At 55.4% G+C, this 16,134-nt stretch carries 16 protein-coding genes and 1 other RNA gene; 7 read left to right on the forward strand and 10 right to left on the reverse strand.

All coding sequences use genetic code 11. The features are described 5' to 3' along the window. The first annotated feature begins 8 nt into the window (after nucleotides 1-8). The 5 genes from J2I48_RS02040 (at nucleotide 9) to J2I48_RS02060 (ending at nucleotide 3,216) form a co-directional block, all read left to right on the forward strand. Complete coding sequence (locus J2I48_RS02040; RefSeq protein WP_207333700.1) at nucleotides 9-701, forward strand: hypothetical protein; 693 nt, start codon at nucleotides 9-11, stop codon at nucleotides 699-701. 39 nt (nucleotides 702-740) lie between these two features. After that, nucleotides 741-1,442 carry a hypothetical protein gene (locus tag J2I48_RS02045; protein WP_207333701.1) on the forward strand — a complete coding sequence of 234 codons (702 nt, stop codon included), beginning with the start codon at nucleotides 741-743 and terminating at the stop codon, nucleotides 1,440-1,442. Nucleotides 1,443-1,447: 5 nt separating this feature from the next. Continuing rightward, complete coding sequence (locus J2I48_RS02050) at nucleotides 1,448-1,768, forward strand: hypothetical protein (RefSeq protein ID WP_207333702.1); 321 nt, start codon at nucleotides 1,448-1,450, stop codon at nucleotides 1,766-1,768. A gap of 74 nt (nucleotides 1,769-1,842) precedes the next feature. Continuing rightward, nucleotides 1,843-2,562, forward strand: coding sequence for a hypothetical protein (locus tag J2I48_RS02055; RefSeq protein ID WP_207333703.1), 720 nt, complete (start codon nucleotides 1,843-1,845; stop codon nucleotides 2,560-2,562). A 144-nt stretch (nucleotides 2,563-2,706) separates the two neighbouring features. Further along, the gene (locus J2I48_RS02060) at nucleotides 2,707-3,216 is read left to right on the forward strand and encodes a hypothetical protein (protein ID WP_207333704.1); all 510 of its coding nucleotides are present in this window, start codon (nucleotides 2,707-2,709) and stop codon (nucleotides 3,214-3,216) included. Here the strand turns inward: J2I48_RS02060 and J2I48_RS02065 are convergent. From J2I48_RS02065 to J2I48_RS02105, 9 genes are all read right to left on the reverse strand, one after another. Beyond that, the gene (locus J2I48_RS02065; RefSeq protein WP_207333705.1) at nucleotides 3,211-4,260 is read right to left on the reverse strand and encodes an aldehyde dehydrogenase family protein; all 1,050 of its coding nucleotides are present in this window, start codon (nucleotides 4,258-4,260) and stop codon (nucleotides 3,211-3,213) included. The two genes, J2I48_RS02060 and J2I48_RS02065, sit on opposite strands and share 6 nt — an antisense overlap. Before the next feature lie 78 nt (nucleotides 4,261-4,338). Next, nucleotides 4,339-5,016: a tRNA (guanosine(37)-N1)-methyltransferase TrmD gene (trmD, locus tag J2I48_RS02070; RefSeq protein ID WP_207333706.1), complete on the reverse strand. Its 678-nt coding sequence runs from the start codon at nucleotides 5,014-5,016 to the stop codon at nucleotides 4,339-4,341. Nucleotides 5,017-5,097: 81 nt separating this feature from the next. After that, nucleotides 5,098-5,664, reverse strand: coding sequence for a ribosome maturation factor RimM (gene rimM / locus J2I48_RS02075; protein WP_207333707.1), 567 nt, complete (start codon nucleotides 5,662-5,664; stop codon nucleotides 5,098-5,100). Between the two features lie 191 nt (nucleotides 5,665-5,855). Next, nucleotides 5,856-6,617: a 30S ribosomal protein S16 gene (locus J2I48_RS02080; RefSeq protein ID WP_207333708.1), complete on the reverse strand. Its 762-nt coding sequence runs from the start codon at nucleotides 6,615-6,617 to the stop codon at nucleotides 5,856-5,858. 97 nt (nucleotides 6,618-6,714) lie between these two features. Beyond that, nucleotides 6,715-7,224: RNase P RNA component class A (gene rnpB, locus J2I48_RS02085), an RNA gene on the reverse strand. A gap of 141 nt (nucleotides 7,225-7,365) precedes the next feature. Continuing rightward, on the reverse strand, nucleotides 7,366-8,160 hold the full coding sequence (locus J2I48_RS02090; protein ID WP_207333709.1) for an alpha/beta fold hydrolase: 795 nt from the start codon (nucleotides 8,158-8,160) through the stop codon (nucleotides 7,366-7,368). 122 nt (nucleotides 8,161-8,282) lie between these two features. Continuing rightward, nucleotides 8,283-9,848: a DUF4403 family protein gene (locus tag J2I48_RS02095; RefSeq protein ID WP_207333710.1), complete on the reverse strand. Its 1,566-nt coding sequence runs from the start codon at nucleotides 9,846-9,848 to the stop codon at nucleotides 8,283-8,285. Next, on the reverse strand, nucleotides 9,796-10,791 hold the full coding sequence (locus J2I48_RS02100; RefSeq protein ID WP_207333711.1) for a DUF2027 domain-containing protein: 996 nt from the start codon (nucleotides 10,789-10,791) through the stop codon (nucleotides 9,796-9,798). The genes J2I48_RS02095 and J2I48_RS02100 overlap by 53 nt, the downstream gene beginning before the upstream one ends. Before the next feature lie 85 nt (nucleotides 10,792-10,876). Beyond that, nucleotides 10,877-12,967, reverse strand: coding sequence for a TonB-dependent receptor (locus J2I48_RS02105; protein ID WP_207333712.1), 2,091 nt, complete (start codon nucleotides 12,965-12,967; stop codon nucleotides 10,877-10,879). A gap of 120 nt (nucleotides 12,968-13,087) precedes the next feature. Here J2I48_RS02105 and J2I48_RS02110 point away from each other — a divergent pair, with 120 nt between their 5' ends. Next, on the forward strand, nucleotides 13,088-13,888 hold the full coding sequence (locus tag J2I48_RS02110) for a penicillin-binding transpeptidase domain-containing protein (RefSeq protein WP_207333713.1): 801 nt from the start codon (nucleotides 13,088-13,090) through the stop codon (nucleotides 13,886-13,888). Between the two features lie 178 nt (nucleotides 13,889-14,066). Then, nucleotides 14,067-15,218, forward strand: a complete 1,152-nt coding sequence (locus J2I48_RS02115; RefSeq protein WP_229375724.1) for a spore photoproduct lyase family protein — start codon at nucleotides 14,067-14,069, stop codon at nucleotides 15,216-15,218. A 98-nt stretch (nucleotides 15,219-15,316) separates the two neighbouring features. Here J2I48_RS02115 and J2I48_RS02120 read toward each other — a convergent pair whose 3' ends face one another. Then, nucleotides 15,317-16,081: a hypothetical protein gene (locus J2I48_RS02120; protein WP_207333714.1), complete on the reverse strand. Its 765-nt coding sequence runs from the start codon at nucleotides 16,079-16,081 to the stop codon at nucleotides 15,317-15,319. Nucleotides 16,082-16,134: the final 53 nt, after the last annotated feature.

Genomic DNA, 16,134 nt, shown 5'->3' on the forward strand with positions numbered 1-16,134 from the left:
GGCAACTAATGAATGTGGGCATTCGTCGCTACACCAGGTACGTAGACTGGGTGCTCCTGCTGTTGGCGGTAGCTGGGGGCTGCTGGCTGAACGAGCGGACCGAACGGCAGTTCGATCTGGTCACGACGTATGCCCCACCCTGGGTCTATGGGGTTGGCCTCTTGGGGCCGCTGTTGCTAACGATCTTCTTTTCCTGGAAGTACCGGCTGTTCGACAGGGGCAGATTGGTTGGCTCATTGCCGGTGGTGGTCTTCCTGGTCGGGTTTTTGTTTTTGATGGACGCTTTACCTAGGTGCATTCTCTTGACCAACGTATCTGAAGCCACCTCAGCAACTGCATTGCAGGACATGGATGTGGTCTATGTAAACAAGCACTACGCCAGAACAACTTACATCGGGAGCACCATTGGTATTGAGCATGATGGTAAGGTGCTCCGGTTCGAGTCATCGCGCACCAACTTCTTTCTGTTACGCCACAAGCGGTGCATCAGGGCCGAAATCGGGCAGGTGGCTCCAAGTTTCTACTACATCCGCAACCTGCAACTCGGACCCGGCGAACGCAGACGGGCGCGAGTTGATTTTTGGGCCTTTTGGCTAAAGAAAGAAGGTACATTCTTGGTCTGGATAGCCGCGTTTGGACTGGTGGCGTGGGTAGTTAGTCTGTTATTTGGTAAGCATCTAAAAAAGATTCGGCTTCAATAGTAACGACCTATTTATGAGACTGTTACCCACTATGAGCACATGATCGTTCTGTTCATTAAATCCGACTTAATTCGGCATCAGTCACTGCCGGGTCATACCTGTCCGAACTGCCGGAAAACCGGCGAAATGGACCTGGAGCTGCGACAGCGGTACGCCGAGTTTGCAACCATGACGATGAACCCGAGGGGCGTATTTGGGTTGGCACACTGCCTCCACTGCGGCTACATACTCCCCGCCAGCCGTTGGGACGAAGATTTGCACCGTAGCTACAAAGCCCTGAAAGCGGGTTATAAAACACCCCTCAGGTATTGGCAAGGGGCCATTCGCACGGCTATTGGCTTTGTGGCAGGGCTTGTGCTGCTGGTCGGTGTATTATTTTTTATGGGGCAGTCGCAACGGGCCGATTTTGCCCGACGAGATGCCGTTTTCAGCGAGGTGCTGGCCCGGCCCAAACCGGGGACTACGTTGGTGGTGGTGGGCAACAACACAGGGATGGCGGTATGGCGCATCAGCCGGGTCGGAAACGGAACAGTCTGGCTCAACAACTACGTCGGTAACCGGGTTCTGGCCAATGTCTACACAGAAACAGGCTGGGCCACGCTGCCCGACAGCGATTTTTCGGCTGAAGCGGTAGGGTATTCTGCCCAAATTTTTGCCAAGAGAGGGCTGAAGCAAACCGCAGACATGGCCAACAAAACCAAACCCTACGACGGTACCGTCTTTGCCGTGCTCGACAACTAACCATCATGCATAATCCCGAAGATTACGAATACGACGGGCGGCAGTCGAAATATCCGCCCGTTTGGCAACTGCTGGGCTATTTCGGGCTGGGGATTGGTGGTGTCATCCTGAGTTTCGACCGGCTGGCGGAGTTCACCGCATTTGAAAAACCCGTGCTGATGAACCGGCTTCAACCGATGATTCGGGTGCATTGGTTCGAAAAAATACTGTACGAATTGGGCGGCAAATACCTCGTATTCGGCGTTTTTTTGGTGTTCAGCCTCGTTTTCGTTGGGTTTGGTATCTGGCGGCTGAGTAGTTGGTTCCGGCTCCGCAATAGTCGCTAGCCAGTTCATAAGAGGTACCTCACGATGGCTCAACAAACGAAATGACTTTTCCCAAAAACGCTATCCTAATTGCGATGCTGTCAACACTCCTTGGCCTCTTCGGTTGTGCCAAGAGGCAAACCATTCATACGGGTACGTTCAGCAACGAAACCTACGCGTTGAAGGCCATCGACATTCAGGGTTTCAGCACCAATTCAATTGAATATGAACTGGTATTGGGCCGCTGGAAACCGATCCACATCGATGCCATCACCACCAACTGGGGGGCACCCTACGCCGACGACCTCTATGGCGATACCCGCCGGGTATACATTAGTCCAACTCACATTGCTTACCGGAACGAACCAGACAACTTCGTGGACCACCAAGCCACGATGCTCTACCTCTCACCGTCCCGTTTTTCGTCAGACGCTTTTGCCCATATTGCCAGGTTCATGCAAACGGAATGGCCCACTATCGACCGGAAGTTTGCGAACGAACGCTACAGTCGCTTCCCGCATATCATCGGGCTGGTGTACAGCGAATCCGACGCGTTCAGGCGGGTGTTCAAGGGACAGGGGACTGATGCCAACAAAGCCATCACGGTCGAGGTCGACGGGCGAGTACGCTACGGGGCCGTAGACCTGTCATTTGAAGAAGGGAGCGGGCTGTCGGATAAAGTACAAATGCCGGGTAAAATCATCTACGTCGCTACCGGCAAAAACGCGGGCCTGACCCTGGCGCAGGTACGTACCTACAAAGACAAAGCAGGTAAAACCTTGTTCGATTATTTTCAACTACAGGAAAAGCCATAATCCTCATGCCCAAACGTTTTTACAGCAATGATGTACTGTTATTTACTTTTATTTCAGCACTTATGCATTGGATATCGGTATATTTTACGGGCTTCGAAAATTATGTAACTTAGCTGGCAATTAACTCTAATAGATAAATTTACGATGGGCTTATTCGACTTTTTGAAAAGCAAGAAAAAAGGGCAGACATCTTTTACCAATGGCTCCTATCTTGACCCCGGCCTCAGTGATGCAGCCCTATTTTCGCTGGTTCGTGCTGCTATTCTCATCTTTCAACAGCATACCGACCTGGATCAGGATGGCATTATTGGCTTAATTAAGGCGCGTTGTACCGATGAGAAAATTGCCGTAGCTCTGTATCGTTTTATACCAATTGCTTATACGAGACTTTTTCTACCCGAAGTAGTTTATTCCGACAAATACATTCTATTTAAATCGAAAGCCGATGAGACTGCGTTTTACTTTTCAAAAGACAAACTATATCAAACCATAGCTGCCGAATGCCAGCGTCAGTTTAATCAATCTATCAGCTCAGAGACCATCATGCCTATTCTATACCATAGTGCTGAATTTAAAGCAATAAATTCAGCACTACTTGACGGATCCGATCTTAAAAATTTGATAAGCTCACCTGCCTATTTTTTGGTGTCATAACTGAGCCAGAAATGCCATGGTATCTACCCCGTCAGCGTAGTCAGTAAGACCAGGCCGTTGGGTAGTACCGAAGGGGATTGAGCCTTGATACCAGCCCTCAGCAGAGGTAACAACCTGAATTTTTTCAGCGTTTAGGGTCAATAACTCGCGCAGGTGGTCGAGGCTGGCGTAGGTCTGGTAATACACCACCGAGATGGGCGACACCAGGTTGCCGGGCGTACTGTCGGGCGTGGGGGTGACCATCAGAAAGCCGTTATCCAGGTGCTCAACGCGGTTTACGAGGTAAATCGACTTGTTGTAGTCGTAGTTGTTCTGGTACTTGTGCAGGTTCAGGTACTGGTTCATGCGTGGTTCCAGCGTACGCAGGAGGGGCACAAAATCGAACGGTTTTCCGTCGATTTCGTCCGGCACAAACAGGGTCGATACGTTGCGGCAGCCCAAGCCGTAGTAGGTCAGAATATCGTTGCCGAGAAGTTCCAGTTGTGCCTCATCTTCCACTCCAGTAAGCACCCCCACCGACGTGCGGTTTTTGCGGATGACGTGGGGCTTCCTGGCAAAATAATACTCGAAATAACGGGCCGTGTTATCACTACCAGTAGCAATGAAAGCATCGGCGGCATTGAGCCGGTCGGCAATCTCGATGTAGTCACCAAAGGCAGGTTCAACCGCAATAAGTTCGTTGATCAGATAACGCATCAGCATCTCGTCCTGACTGCTGAGCTTGGCCATAATGGAATGACCGCTAATGAGCACACAGAGCAGGTCGTTGAACCCCACCGCCGGTATATTACCCGCCATGACGACACCTACTTTTTTCGGCGTGGCAGGTTCGGCGGGATACTGCGCCAGCCAGCTGGTAAGCGCCTCAGCAGCAAGCATCTGCGACGCAATAGCATCGAGCGCCAGCAGGCAGTTAGGTACCGTAAACCAGTTATTTTTCGAGTTGGCACGGTAGGCGGCCTCCTCCCGTTCGGCCAGCCGCGCCGGGTCGCGCAGGCGTTCGCCAAGGTGTATGAATGCGTTGAGTCGTTGTTGACGGGTCATAGGAAGGAGTTTTCAGTTTTCAGTTGGCTGACGCAAGAGTACGCGAGCGTCAGCCAACTGAAAACTCTAAACTCTAAACTATTCATTTAAAAGATCCGGCCTTCTGGCTCTCGTTCTGGCCAGGGCCTGTTCGTGGCGCCAGTTATCTACGTTGGCTTCATGGCCCGACAGCAGGATATCGGGAACAGTCCAACCCTCGAAGTTGGCAGGGCGGGTGTAGATGGGCGGGGCCAGCAGATCGTCCTGAAACGAGTCGGTCAGGGCCGACGTTTCATCACCCAATACACCCGGAATCAGACGAATGAGGGCATCGGATAGTACCGCCGCCGCCAGTTCACCCCCAGAGAGTACGTAGTCGCCGATACTAATTTCGCGGGTAATGAAATGCTCGCGCACGCGTTCGTCCACGCCTTTGTAGTGCCCGCAAAGGATAATCAGGTTTTGCGAGAGCGACAGTCGGTTCACCAGGGATTGAGCCAGCCGTTCGCCGTCGGGTGTCATGTAGATCACGTCGTCGTAGGTGCGTTCGGCCTGTAGCTTGCGGATGCAGTTGGCAATGGGTTCAATCTGCATCACCATGCCTGCGCCGCCACCAAAGGGGTAATCGTCTACCCGGCGGTGTTTGTCGGCGGTGTAGTCGCGGAGGTCATGCACCAGCACCTCGGCATGACCCGCCTGCTGCGCCCGTTGCAGAATGGAGTGGCCGAAAAACGAGTCAAGCAGCTTCGGCAGGCAGGTAATGATGTCAATCCTCATAATGTTGGACGTTGGATACTGGACGCTGGACAGTAGATTTCCCCCAATCGGAGGTCCAGTATCCAACGTCCAACATCCTGCTTATTGTTCTTCGTCGGCATCATCAGGCGTTTCTTTCGCGTCTGAGAGGTACACGGCAAGCAGGCCTTCGGGCAGGATGACGTTCAGTGTTTTGGCTTCACGATCCACGGTTTTCACTATGGCGCTGTTGATGGGGATCAGCATTTCCTGACCCTTATACTCCATGTTGATCAGGTCCTGCGTAGCCATTGTCACTACCGATGCCACCGTTCCCAACGGACCGTCAGTTTCGTCAATCACCTGGTAGCCAATGATTTCATGGTAATAGAACCGGTCGGGATCGGTGATCTCCTCCAGGTTGTCGAGGGGCATCCAGAGTGTGCAGTTGATGAGCTTTTTGCCTTCATCAATCGTGTCAACACCTTCCAGGGCTACAATAGCCCGGTCGCGGTTGATGGAGATCGATTCGATAAAATACGGGAGCAGTTCACCCCGCACCTCAATCAAAATCGACTCCAGGTCGTCGTAGGCTTCGGGTTCGTCAACGTCCAGAAAAAACACCACTTCGCCATGCAGGCCGTGGGTTTTGGTAATATGGCCTAACTGAAAACAATCGTCTTTGGTCATAGTGAGAAAAGAAGCAAGAGGTAAGAAACGAGAAGCAAGAAGTCAGAAATAGGCTGTTGATATGTACGGATTATCTTCCCTTACTTCTTATTTCTTGCTTCTCACTTCTTGTCTCATACTTCATCTTATTTTGATACACAAAGAGCCTGCTCGGAAGAACAGGCTCTTTGCACTACCGGTATTGGAATGAATTAAGCAGCGGGCTTTTCGTCAGTCGACGTAGCTTCCGCAGCAGGTGCCTCTTCGGCTTCAGCTGCGGGGGCGTCTGGAGCAGCTTCGGCAGCAGGCGCCTCAGCAGCGGGAGCAACTTCCTCAACGGTGGGGGCTTCAGCTTCTACTGATGGCACACCGGCTACCATTTCTGGGGCCTCCGGGGCTTCAGCGGCCACGGCAGCAGGCGCATCGGCATGAGCGTCAACGTCGGCGGCGGGGGCTTCGTTGGCAACAGGGGCCTCGGCTACTGGCTCAGGAGCCACTTCGGCCACAGGCTCTTCCACTTTGTATTTCACGGCAATGGCTTCGGCACGGGCGGCGCTTACTTTCTGTTCAGCAGCCAATCGGTCCTGACGAGCCTTGTCTTTGCTTTGTACTTTCGTATCAGCGGTAGTCGCTACACGATTGGCCTTGTCGTCTTTCCAGGCCGTGAACTTCTCGTCGGCCTGCTCCTGCGTGATGGCGCCCTTTACCACACCTACTTGCAGGTGTTTCTTGAGCATGATGCCTTCGTGCGAGAAAATAGACCGGGTAGTGTCAGATGGCTGAGCACCCACCATGAGCCAGTATACGGCGCGGTCGGCATCAAGGACAATACGGGCGGGGTCATTATTGGGGTTGTACGAACCGATTTTCTCGATGTACTTACCATCACGGGGTGAACGTGATTCGGCTACTACGATATCATAGATAGCCATGCGTTTGCGTCCACGACGCGTCAAGCGAATTTTAACTGCCATTTTCTGGAGTTTTTTCCCGACAGGACCGAATCCTGCCGAAGGGGGATCTCGTCCCCCGGGTTAAACATGGCCGCAAAGGTACAAAAAAAAAGCGCAACAACGACCTGAATCTATAAGCCGGATTCTGTCGACAAGGCCGTACCCGTGGGCGTGCCTCACCGTCTTATCATTTATCTGGGAGGGCCGTCACCGACCCCCTCTATCGACCTACCCGCACCGGCAACCACCCGAAAGTGATGTGGAGACGAGCCGCCCCGCATCCGGTACTGTTTGGCCTTTCAGCCCCTAAGGTTTATCCTGCCCCGCATGTCGCCATCCGGGCGGTGGTCTCTTACACCCCCTTTTCACCCTTACCTGAGTGAATGAGCGAATGAGTGAATGAGTGAATGAGTGAATAGGCTGACGCGCGGGTTTGCTCTAGCGTCAGCCTATTCACTCATTCACTCATTCACTCATTCACTCATTAACCCCGGCGGTATATTTTCTGTGACACTGGCTGTCGAACGGTGGTTACCCGCCGCCCGCCTTCCCGTTAGGAAGTAGGGTGCCCTATGCTGTCCGGACTTTCCTCCCTGCCCTGCGGCAAGGCGATAAGACGATCCATGCCGTTGTTGCGCAGGGGCAAAGGTAGGCCGATTTACGAATTGCGATGTACGAATTACGATTTGTTGCTGTCGCATGGGTTTGCTCTACGGCAAAGGAGTGCGACAGCAACAAATCGTAACCGCGGCGGCGGACCGCTCGTAAATCACTTCAGAAACGCCACTACCCGTTGCGCGAAAGTAACTGTGCTCATGGTGGTGTTATGGGTGCCAGGCACGGTGGCGAGGGTGGCGTGGGGGAAGGCGGCGGCTAGCTCGGAAGCCTGCCCGTTGTCTTCGTCTTTATCGCCCGAAATGACCAGGATAGGCTGTTGAACGCGTTTTAGCTCGGCTATGGTGGTAACGGGCTGAAACTGCTGCATGTATTTAAGTGCTACTGTGTCGGCACCTGACTTGATGGCGTAGTCGACGGCGGGTTGCAGGTCGGGGTGGCTGCCGGGGCGGGCAAGGGCTTCGTAGAAATTACGTCGGCGGAACCAGTTGGGGTCGGTGAAGCCGGTACCCATACCACCCAGTACGGCCTTGCGGATGGTGTTTTTGGGCGCAATGGACAGCATCTTCGCCGCAACGATCGACCCGCGCGAATAGCCCACCACGTCGAAATTACGATGGCCAAGCTGCTTCATCAGAGCGAGCACGTCTTTCGCTTCCACGTCGTTCATGTACGCCTTCGCCTCATGCGGACGGTCTGATCGACCATTACCCCGCAGGTCAAGCGTGACTACCGCGAACCCACTGTCGACGAGCATCTGAGTGACTGCCGCCCGTTTCCAAGATTCACTATTGACAATGAACCCGTGAAGCAGCACCACCGCCGGGCCGCGCCCCATGGTGTCGTAATGAAGCTTTGTCCCATCGGCAGCTGTAAACAGTGGCTCACGAGTAATCTGTGCCTGAGCAAGTTGGGACAGGAGAAGGAGGGTTAGGAGAAGGGGTTTCATGGTAGTTTTGATGTACAATGAATAATGTACAATCGGTCCGCCGATGCGGTACAATGGCGCTTGCTCAGCAGGATTACTCATGCGCAACTGTCATTGTACATTATTCATTGTACATTAAAACCTCACAAACCCGCCACTTTCACATCTACCTTTCCATTGGCATACACCACGGCGACCATGGCGGTGGGGGTTAGGTAGACCTGATCGGGGCGCATGTCGTTGATTTTGCCTTTGAGCGTTACGCCTTTGGCCAGCGGGTAGTTGCTGATCCGCTCCTGCACCGACTGCTTAATGGCGTCGATCTGCTCGCCAATGGGGAAGGACATATTCTTCTCCATCGTCTTGGCTAAGGTGCTCTGTAACAGCCAGCTAGCGGCCCGTTGGAGCAGGTTTTTGGTATCCAGATCGTAGGTCAGGTTTTTCAGCGATACCGACTTGGTTTGGGGATCATAGTAGGGTTGACCGCGCAGGTAGATATCGCCGTTGACGCTGCCAGTGATGCCCGCCTTGATGATGAGGTTATCGTTTTGGCCGTAGAGGTCGATATCCGTCAATGAGACAGTATAGGCTCCATTTTTGAACGAAAACGATTTACCAACGAGTTGTTTCTTAGCCAGTTCGGCCACTTCGGGGTAGGTTGCCTCGCTGATGATGCCCACCCGAAAATCATCTTTTACGGTTGATACGACTGTGAGATCGGGCAGGGTGGTAGCGGGGCGGATGGCTGGTTTGGGGCCGATGTTGGTGAGCGTGTGCCCTTCCAGCCCGATGGTGGTCCGAATCTCGCCCTGCTCGAACCGAAGGGGTGTGATGAGTACCCGGCGTGGCACCACCGTAAGCCAGGTGCGGTATTCGTCCGACACGTTATAGGGCTCCCGAACCAGGTTCCAGGTACGCAAAACGGGCGTTTTCAGGTCAATATTGGCCTTCACCTGCTTATCGAGTGCCTGGGTGATCGTGCCCAGGTTATTGTCAATGGCCTTTCTCACCAGTCCCGTAATGGGAATGTCGAACCCCACGAGCCGGACGGTAGGCGTGGTCACGAAGTCGTAGCCCTCCGCCTTAGTCTGGGTGCTCACGCTCCAGTCGGGGTCGATGGAAAACCGGGTCGCAAATTTCAGGTCGATTTCAAACGTGGTTTCCCCCGACTGCATGAAGCCGAGCACTTTTTTGCCTGCTTTCGCCCAAATTTTCAGCGGCACCTGAAAATAAAACAGGCTGTCGCCCTTCACCACACCCGCCGAAACCCGGATGGGTGCCCGTTTCCAGACATTGGTCATAAACGGCGTGCCGTCGCCATCATTATCGAACGAGTTGTCTTCGTAAATCAGCCCGTTCACCTGCGTGTTGATCTGCCGCTCTACGTCGGCCAGGGCAATGGATACGGGAATATTGACCGTCGATAGCAGCGATTCGTTATGTACGTCCATGTTGGTAGCCTTGTAGTTGGCAGTGGGTGCCGCCGGGTTCAACCGCCCGGTGTTGGAGGTGCAGGCAGCAAGGAGCAGGCAGTAGGCAGTGGGCAGCAGGGAGTAAGCTCCCGCCTGATACACCTGCGTCAGCAAACTACCTACTGCCCCGACACCGCACCGGCGGACCGGTCGGACCGCTGCCCACTGCCTACCCCTTGCCCACTCACTTAAGCGTAACCTTGGTGGCACCGTAGCCGAATTTTTGTTTCTGGGCATCTTCGAAAAAGCGAACGTTGGGGTGGCGACTCAGGTGGCGGTGGAGTTCCTGCCGGAGTTTGCCCGTACCCACGCCGTGAATAAACGTAATCTCGCCCATACCCGACGCAATGGCGTTCTCTAAATTTTTCTCGAAGGCCCGCAACTGCACCTCCACCAGTTCGTCGGGTTTGCGTCCCGCCCCACCCGCGGGCAGCAGCTTCTCGATGTGCAGATCTACTACCGATGCCGGGCGGTCTACGCTTACTACGGGTGTGGTCTCGTTGGGTGTCAGCATCGCCGATTTCAGACCCTCGGCAGTGGGTGGAGCCATGCTGGCGTTGGTCGTTTCATCGTCGAGCTGGAAGACGTGACCGGGCTGACCCAGTACGGGCACGGTCTGCTTGTTTTTGTAGAACGCCTGGGCGCGGGGCTTCAGCCGCTTCACCAGCGGCATCCGGGCGGGTTGCCCACCGCCGGGCCGGAAATATAGCGCCTGTGCCAGCAACGTAGGCCACTGCTCAAATTTGGCCAGGGCGTATAACTCGTTGATTTTCAATTGCGTCTTCGCCTTCAACGTGCCGCTTTGAATGCCCCGATAGCCTCCTTCCCGCTCTTCGGCCAGGGTAAAGAGCACCTCCCAGTCGGTGTTGTTCACGAGGTAAAGAGCCACGTCGCGGTCGTTTTGGGGCACGTAGGCGAGGTAGAAACCCACGCTTGCCAGCACCTGCCCCGGTTGCCCCAGCGGGCGTTGCGGCGCAAAGGCCTCGCGCACGTCAGCCGCCTGCCCCGACGCCTTGAACCGCTCAGCCTCCATGGGTGACACGACCACCAATTCCGATTGCATGACGGGGATTCTAAACCCATCTTCAATCTCAATTTCAACCTGGTTGCCCGACAAGAACCGCGTCACCACGCCCTGTTCTTTTGCCCGCAACATCCGTACTTTATCGCCGATGTTCATATATACTGGATCTTGGATACTGGATATTGGACGATAGACAAAAGAACAGTCGGGTCTAGCGTCCAGTATCCAAAGTCCAATGTCTTCATTTAATTCCCAACCGTAACCCTACCGTAAAGTTCCGGCGGGGGGCAGCGTTGTAGTAGCGGTTGCCTACCGCGTTGAGGTCGTAGCCGAGGCTGTAGGTCTGGTCGAGGAGGTTATCGCCGCCCGCGTAAAGATCAGCCGTTATATGCCTACCTATCAGCTGCTTATACCCTATCGTGGCTTGTAGCAACCGCGTGGGGTCGGCGGTGGCGGTGTTGGCGTCGTTGAGAGCAAACGGGGTCAGAAACTGGTAGGTAACGTGGGCGTAAAGACCCATAGGCAACGCCGCATCCAGCCCCCAGACGCCCGTGAACGGTGCCACGCCTGGCACTTTATTGCCCGACAAATCGACCGCCAACTGTTGGTAGCTTAGGTAGGTATAGTTGGTTAGGGTCAGGCTTTGCCACACTTTCAGGATGGGTCCGTTGACAGCATTACTGGCGGGCAGCAGGTCATAGCCGAGGTAGCTTTCCAGGCCCAGTTGCTGCGTACGGCCCGCGTTGACAAAATACTCAGCCCCGTTGGCCAGTGACCGCCGCACAATGGTGTTGCGAAGCCCCAGCGAATACCCGACCACATCGAACTGAAGCCGGTCGAACAGCCGTCCGCGCAGGCCCAATTCAGCCTGAACACCCCGTTCCGGCTCCAGGTCGGCGTTGAAAAAACCTGCCGACGACAGCACTTCCTGGCTCGTGGGGACCGAATAGCCCGAACTGACGTTAAAAAACAACGCTGCCTGCTGCCCCAGCGATTTCGACACCGCCACCCGCAACAAACCCACCGGCGTGAAGCTCCGATTCTGTTGACCGGGGCCGGGTTTGCTGGCAACAGAAAAGCGCGTAAACTGATACTGCGTCTGGTTATAGCTCAGGCCCAGCGTCCCTACGATGCCATAAGGCAGTTGCAACTCGTCCTGTATGAATAGGTTGTACTGTTGCGCCCGAAGTTCATCATCGGTTTGCAGGGTGTCGATCTGTCCTTTGCGGTTGCCGAAGTTCCGTGAGCCGGTGCGGTTGGTTTGCCACTCGCCGCCAATTGTCAACGTATATAGTCCCCCGGTGGGGCTAAACCGTGTTACACTCCGTCCGCCAAGACCCTGATCGGTACGGCGTTCGTAGTTGGTGATGAACGGGTTGTTGAACTCCGTTGCCGACGTAAAGAGCACGTTGGTCGTCTGCCAGCGGGGGTTCCATACGTAGCGGTGCGATGCCCCCAGGTAAGCCACTTTCTGGTTGATGGCCGCGCCCTGTTCGGCACTGCCGGGGAGGGTCCGGGTGGCAGGGCGCGAGGCGGCGGGGTTGGCCCGGAACTGCGCTTCGGTGAGGCCACCGGGAGTTTCGTAGTACAGGTCCGAGTAGATAAACAAGCCTGTCAGCGACTGCTTTTCGCTCAGGCTAACCGTACCCGTAATGGCCACATTGTCGCGCACCGACTGGCTGTGGTCGCGGTAGCCATCGGCCTGTAAGTGGTTTACGCTGAGCATTATGTTCGACGATTCTCCCGCCGACTGAGCCAGCGCGCTGTAGCCCTGCTGCCCGTAGCTACCGGCCAGATAGCCCACCTCAACCTGGTTGGTACCCGCCGTGGTGGCAGGACCACTGAGCAGCACCGTGCCGCCCGTATTCGAGCCGTAGAGACTGCCCGACGGCCCTTTGATGACCTCTACCCGGCCAAGCATTCTAACATCAAGCGCATTGATGGGTGTATTGCCCGACGCGTCGGTGAGGGGCATGTCCTGGTAATAAACCCGCACGTTGCGCACCCCAAACGGCGACCGGATCAGGCTTCCCCGAATCGAGAGCCGGTAGCTCCCCGGCGACCGTTCGTCCATACGGACACCCGGCAGTGTGTTCATGGCCGACACCAGCGTGGGCGTGGCAAACCGCTGGGTAAGCTCGCGGCGGGAGAGCAGCCCCACCGAGGCCGCCGTGCTGAGCAGTGTCCGGTTCGATTCGTAGGCCCGCACCACCACTTCGTTTAGCGGTCGGGCGGTGAGCGTATCAGCCGTTAACTCCGTAGATTGCGCCAACAACTGGCAGGGCACGAGGCAGGCAGCGAAGTAACAAGCGTTATATAAACTAGTTTTCATGTAAAAAAGTAATACAGGCACAAGGTTTGTACTAGTGAAGCGTACCCTCCGTACAACTTATCTCCGTTCGTTTTCGTCATGTTCCGGCTTAGTTTATTCGCAATCTTTATCCTGACCACCTTGGCCAGGAGTTCTCTGCTGGCCCAGACAATAACCGAACGAGCTGATTTACAGGCAATATTCGACAGCCTTCAGGTAAAAGGCAGCTTCCTGCTTTACGATGCAACGGAGGGCCAATGTACGGCTTATCGGCCCGACGACTGTCGACGGGGCACGTTACCGGGGTCAACGTTCGAGATTGTCAACACGCTCATTGGCTTAGAGACGGGCAACCTTAGCGGCCCCGAAACCGTCATTGCCTGGGATGGCATACGGCGGCCTGTGCTGGACTGGAACCGCCCGCAGACGCTTGAATCGGCCTTCCGGGGGTCGACAGTGCCGTTTTATCAGGAATTGACCCGCCGCATCGGGGTGACTGACATGCGCGGTTTCCTGAGCAAGCTCCACTACGGCCACCTGGTTGTGAGCCGTGCTACGCTCGACAATTTCTGGCTGCAAGGCCCCTCTGCCATATCTCTTTTCGACCAGGTGCTGTTCCTGCGCGAACTGCTGACCGGCTGCGTACCCTTCTCGCCCGACAACCGGGCCGTGCTGCGTTTTCTGATGCGTACTGAGGCTACCCCGGCCTATAAACTCTTTGCCAAAACGGGTTGGGTGGGGTTCGGCCGCGACGAAGGCCTTCCCGCGCCGTCGACGTATATAGACTATGGTTGGTACGTTGGCTACCTCGAACGCGCCGACGGACACCAATTCATTTTCGCTACCCGCCTGGAAAGCCCCGCCCCAGTGCCCGACCATTGGCCCGCCGCCCGAAAGGCAGTGACCCTGGGCTGTCTGCGAAAACTTGGCGTGATCAAGTAGGAGTCTTTTAAGGGGAGTTTTCAGTTTAAAGGGAGTTTTCAGTTTGTAGTTTTCAGTTGCTTCGCATGCTCCGTACTATAGCGCGAAGCAACTGAAAACTACAAACTGAAAACTCCCTTTAAACTGAAAACTCCCCTTAAAATGGAGCCATTAAGGCCGTTTCGGTGTTTTCTATTCGATGGAAGATGTGCTGTTGAATCGTGTAGAAGAAAGCCCTAAGGTCGACCAGCGGTCGGCGCGGGTGTGGATGCCGAAGCGGGTGCTGTTTACGCCCGACGCCCTGAATGAGGCCTATGGCCAGCAGATTTACGAGCGGGTGTCGGCCCTGAAGTTGCCTATCGAGGTGATGAAGAACAACCGGCTCACTGGCCTGCGTGGGGCCGACGACCGCGAGACTTACCGCATTGCCAAAAACACGCTGGCCATTGTCAACGCGCCACCCAGCGCCATGCGCCTACAACCCATTCCGCCCTCGGCCGACTGGCAGATGAACCTGGCCGAAGGCTGCCCCGCCCACTGCCAGTACTGCTACCTGGCGGGGAGTCTGGCAGGACCACCCGTGGTGCGCGTGTATGCCAACCTGCCCACCATGCTGGCCAACACCGCCAACTACGAAGGCACCTACCCACCCAACGCCACCTGGCAAAACGTAGACGGCAAACCCGGTCAGCGCCCTACTTCCTTTGAAGTGAGCTGCTACACCGACGTATTGGGCATTGAGCACCTGACGGGTGGCCTGGCCGAGTGCATTCGGTATTACGGGCAGCGCGAAAACGGGCAGCTGCGGTTTGTGACAAAATACGACCAGGTAGACAGCCTGCTGACCCTGCCCCATAACGGTCATACCCGCGCCCGCGTGAGCCTTAATACCGAGTCTATTGCCCGCAAGCTGGAAGGGGGCACTGCCTCTGTGGAAGCCCGGTTGCAGGCACTCCGCAAGCTGGCCTTGCCAACAGAACTGGGCGGTGGTGGCTACCCTGTGGGCATCATTCTGGCCCCAATTATGCCCATTCCGTACTGGCAGGAGGAATACAGCCACCTACTCGACCGGATTTATGATGCACTGGATTATAGCCAGTTAGGCAGCCAGCTAGACCTGAACGTAGAGATGATCAGCCACCGGTTTACCCCCGGCTCGAAAGATGTGCTGATGCAGTGGTACCCCAACACGTCGCTGGATATGGACGAGGCGGGCCGGTCGGCGAAGCGTAACAAATTCGGGGGCACCAAATATGTCTACCAACCCACCGACATGCAGGCGATGAAGCGGTTCTTCTACGCCGAGTGGACCAAACGCTTCCCCAACGCGCCAATTTTGTATTGGACGTAGGGATTTACGAGGTACGAATTACGATTTGTTGCTTACACTGGAGGATGAGTACTCTGGCGTAAGCAACAAATCGTAATTCGTAAATCGTACCTCGTAAATCAAAACACTCTATTCCTTGCCCGGAACTGAATGGTTAGTCCGGCAGAGAGGGTGGCGGTAGTGAGGGTCTTTTGGCTGTTGTAGGTTAGTTGCTGCGTGAGGTTCCCGTAGCGCGATTCCAGGGGCACGTTGGCGAAGGTGAAGCGGGCGGAGCTGTAATCGCCGTTTACGTGCACGGCCACCGTGGGGCTAACCCGGAAACGGAGGCTCATACCCGCGCCGCTGGCCAGGGCTTTGGCTTCGCGGTTGTCGGTACGAATGAGCGTTTCGGTCTGGTTGATCTTGCCCTGCACGCAGGTTTCGGGGCAGGTGGCCCATGCCTGACCAGCCAGCGCACGGAGGTCCAGCGCAAACCGGCCCAGGGGAATGGTAATGAACGGCCCCGCCATGAGGCTGCGGCTCTGCCAGCGACCCGATTTGCCCGCTGGTGTGCTAGCCTGAAGATTGTCGCCCGGCGATTTAATATAAGCGTTGACCATGGCGGCGGCATCATAACCGTTCTGGGTTTCTTCATAGCGGCCCATCAGGCCCAGCGGCCCGGCCAGGCGGTAGCCTGCCATCACGCTCCAGGTTTGTCCACGCAGGGCAAGGCCGTTTTCTTCAGCATCGGTGGTGCGATTGCCGAAATTGCCCAGTGGCTGACTAGTGCCCAGCGAGACGGAAACAAACCCATTTTTTTGTTGACTATTGAAGATAAACGCTTTCTGCGCCCAGCTGCTATGAGCGGCAGCAAGCAGGAGCAGAATCAGGCACAAGCGATACATGGATACAGTGGCTAAGTGGATTAATAGGTCGTTGGTAGGTGCAGCCACAAAAC

Origin of the sequence: Fibrella aquatilis, from assembly GCF_017353255.1 — a bacterium.
Taxonomy (GTDB): domain Bacteria; phylum Bacteroidota; class Bacteroidia; order Cytophagales; family Spirosomataceae; genus Fibrella; species Fibrella aquatilis.

Excerpts from the sequence above, each read along its gene's own strand:
- J2I48_RS02040 (WP_207333700.1), top strand. The coding sequence starts at position 9 with ATGAATGTGGGCATTCGTCGCTACACCAGGTACGTAGACTGGGTGCTC.
- J2I48_RS02045 (WP_207333701.1), top strand. The coding sequence starts at position 741 with ATGATCGTTCTGTTCATTAAATCCGACTTAATTCGGCATCAGTCACTG.
- J2I48_RS02050 (WP_207333702.1), top strand. The coding sequence starts at position 1,448 with ATGCATAATCCCGAAGATTACGAATACGACGGGCGGCAGTCGAAATAT.
- J2I48_RS02055 (WP_207333703.1), top strand. The coding sequence starts at position 1,843 with ATGCTGTCAACACTCCTTGGCCTCTTCGGTTGTGCCAAGAGGCAAACC.
- J2I48_RS02060 (WP_207333704.1), top strand. The coding sequence starts at position 2,707 with ATGGGCTTATTCGACTTTTTGAAAAGCAAGAAAAAAGGGCAGACATCT.
- J2I48_RS02065 (WP_207333705.1), bottom strand. The coding sequence starts at position 4,260 with ATGACCCGTCAACAACGACTCAACGCATTCATACACCTTGGCGAACGC.
- trmD (WP_207333706.1), bottom strand. The coding sequence starts at position 5,016 with ATGAGGATTGACATCATTACCTGCCTGCCGAAGCTGCTTGACTCGTTT.
- rimM (WP_207333707.1), bottom strand. The coding sequence starts at position 5,664 with ATGACCAAAGACGATTGTTTTCAGTTAGGCCATATTACCAAAACCCAC.
- J2I48_RS02080 (WP_207333708.1), bottom strand. The coding sequence starts at position 6,617 with ATGGCAGTTAAAATTCGCTTGACGCGTCGTGGACGCAAACGCATGGCT.
- J2I48_RS02090 (WP_207333709.1), bottom strand. The coding sequence starts at position 8,160 with ATGAAACCCCTTCTCCTAACCCTCCTTCTCCTGTCCCAACTTGCTCAG.
- J2I48_RS02095 (WP_207333710.1), bottom strand. The coding sequence starts at position 9,848 with ATGCCCAGAAACAAAAATTCGGCTACGGTGCCACCAAGGTTACGCTTA.
- J2I48_RS02100 (WP_207333711.1), bottom strand. The coding sequence starts at position 10,791 with ATGAACATCGGCGATAAAGTACGGATGTTGCGGGCAAAAGAACAGGGC.
- J2I48_RS02105 (WP_207333712.1), bottom strand. The coding sequence starts at position 12,967 with ATGAAAACTAGTTTATATAACGCTTGTTACTTCGCTGCCTGCCTCGTG.
- J2I48_RS02115 (WP_229375724.1), top strand. The coding sequence starts at position 14,067 with ATGGAAGATGTGCTGTTGAATCGTGTAGAAGAAAGCCCTAAGGTCGAC.
- J2I48_RS02120 (WP_207333714.1), bottom strand. The coding sequence starts at position 16,081 with ATGTATCGCTTGTGCCTGATTCTGCTCCTGCTTGCTGCCGCTCATAGC.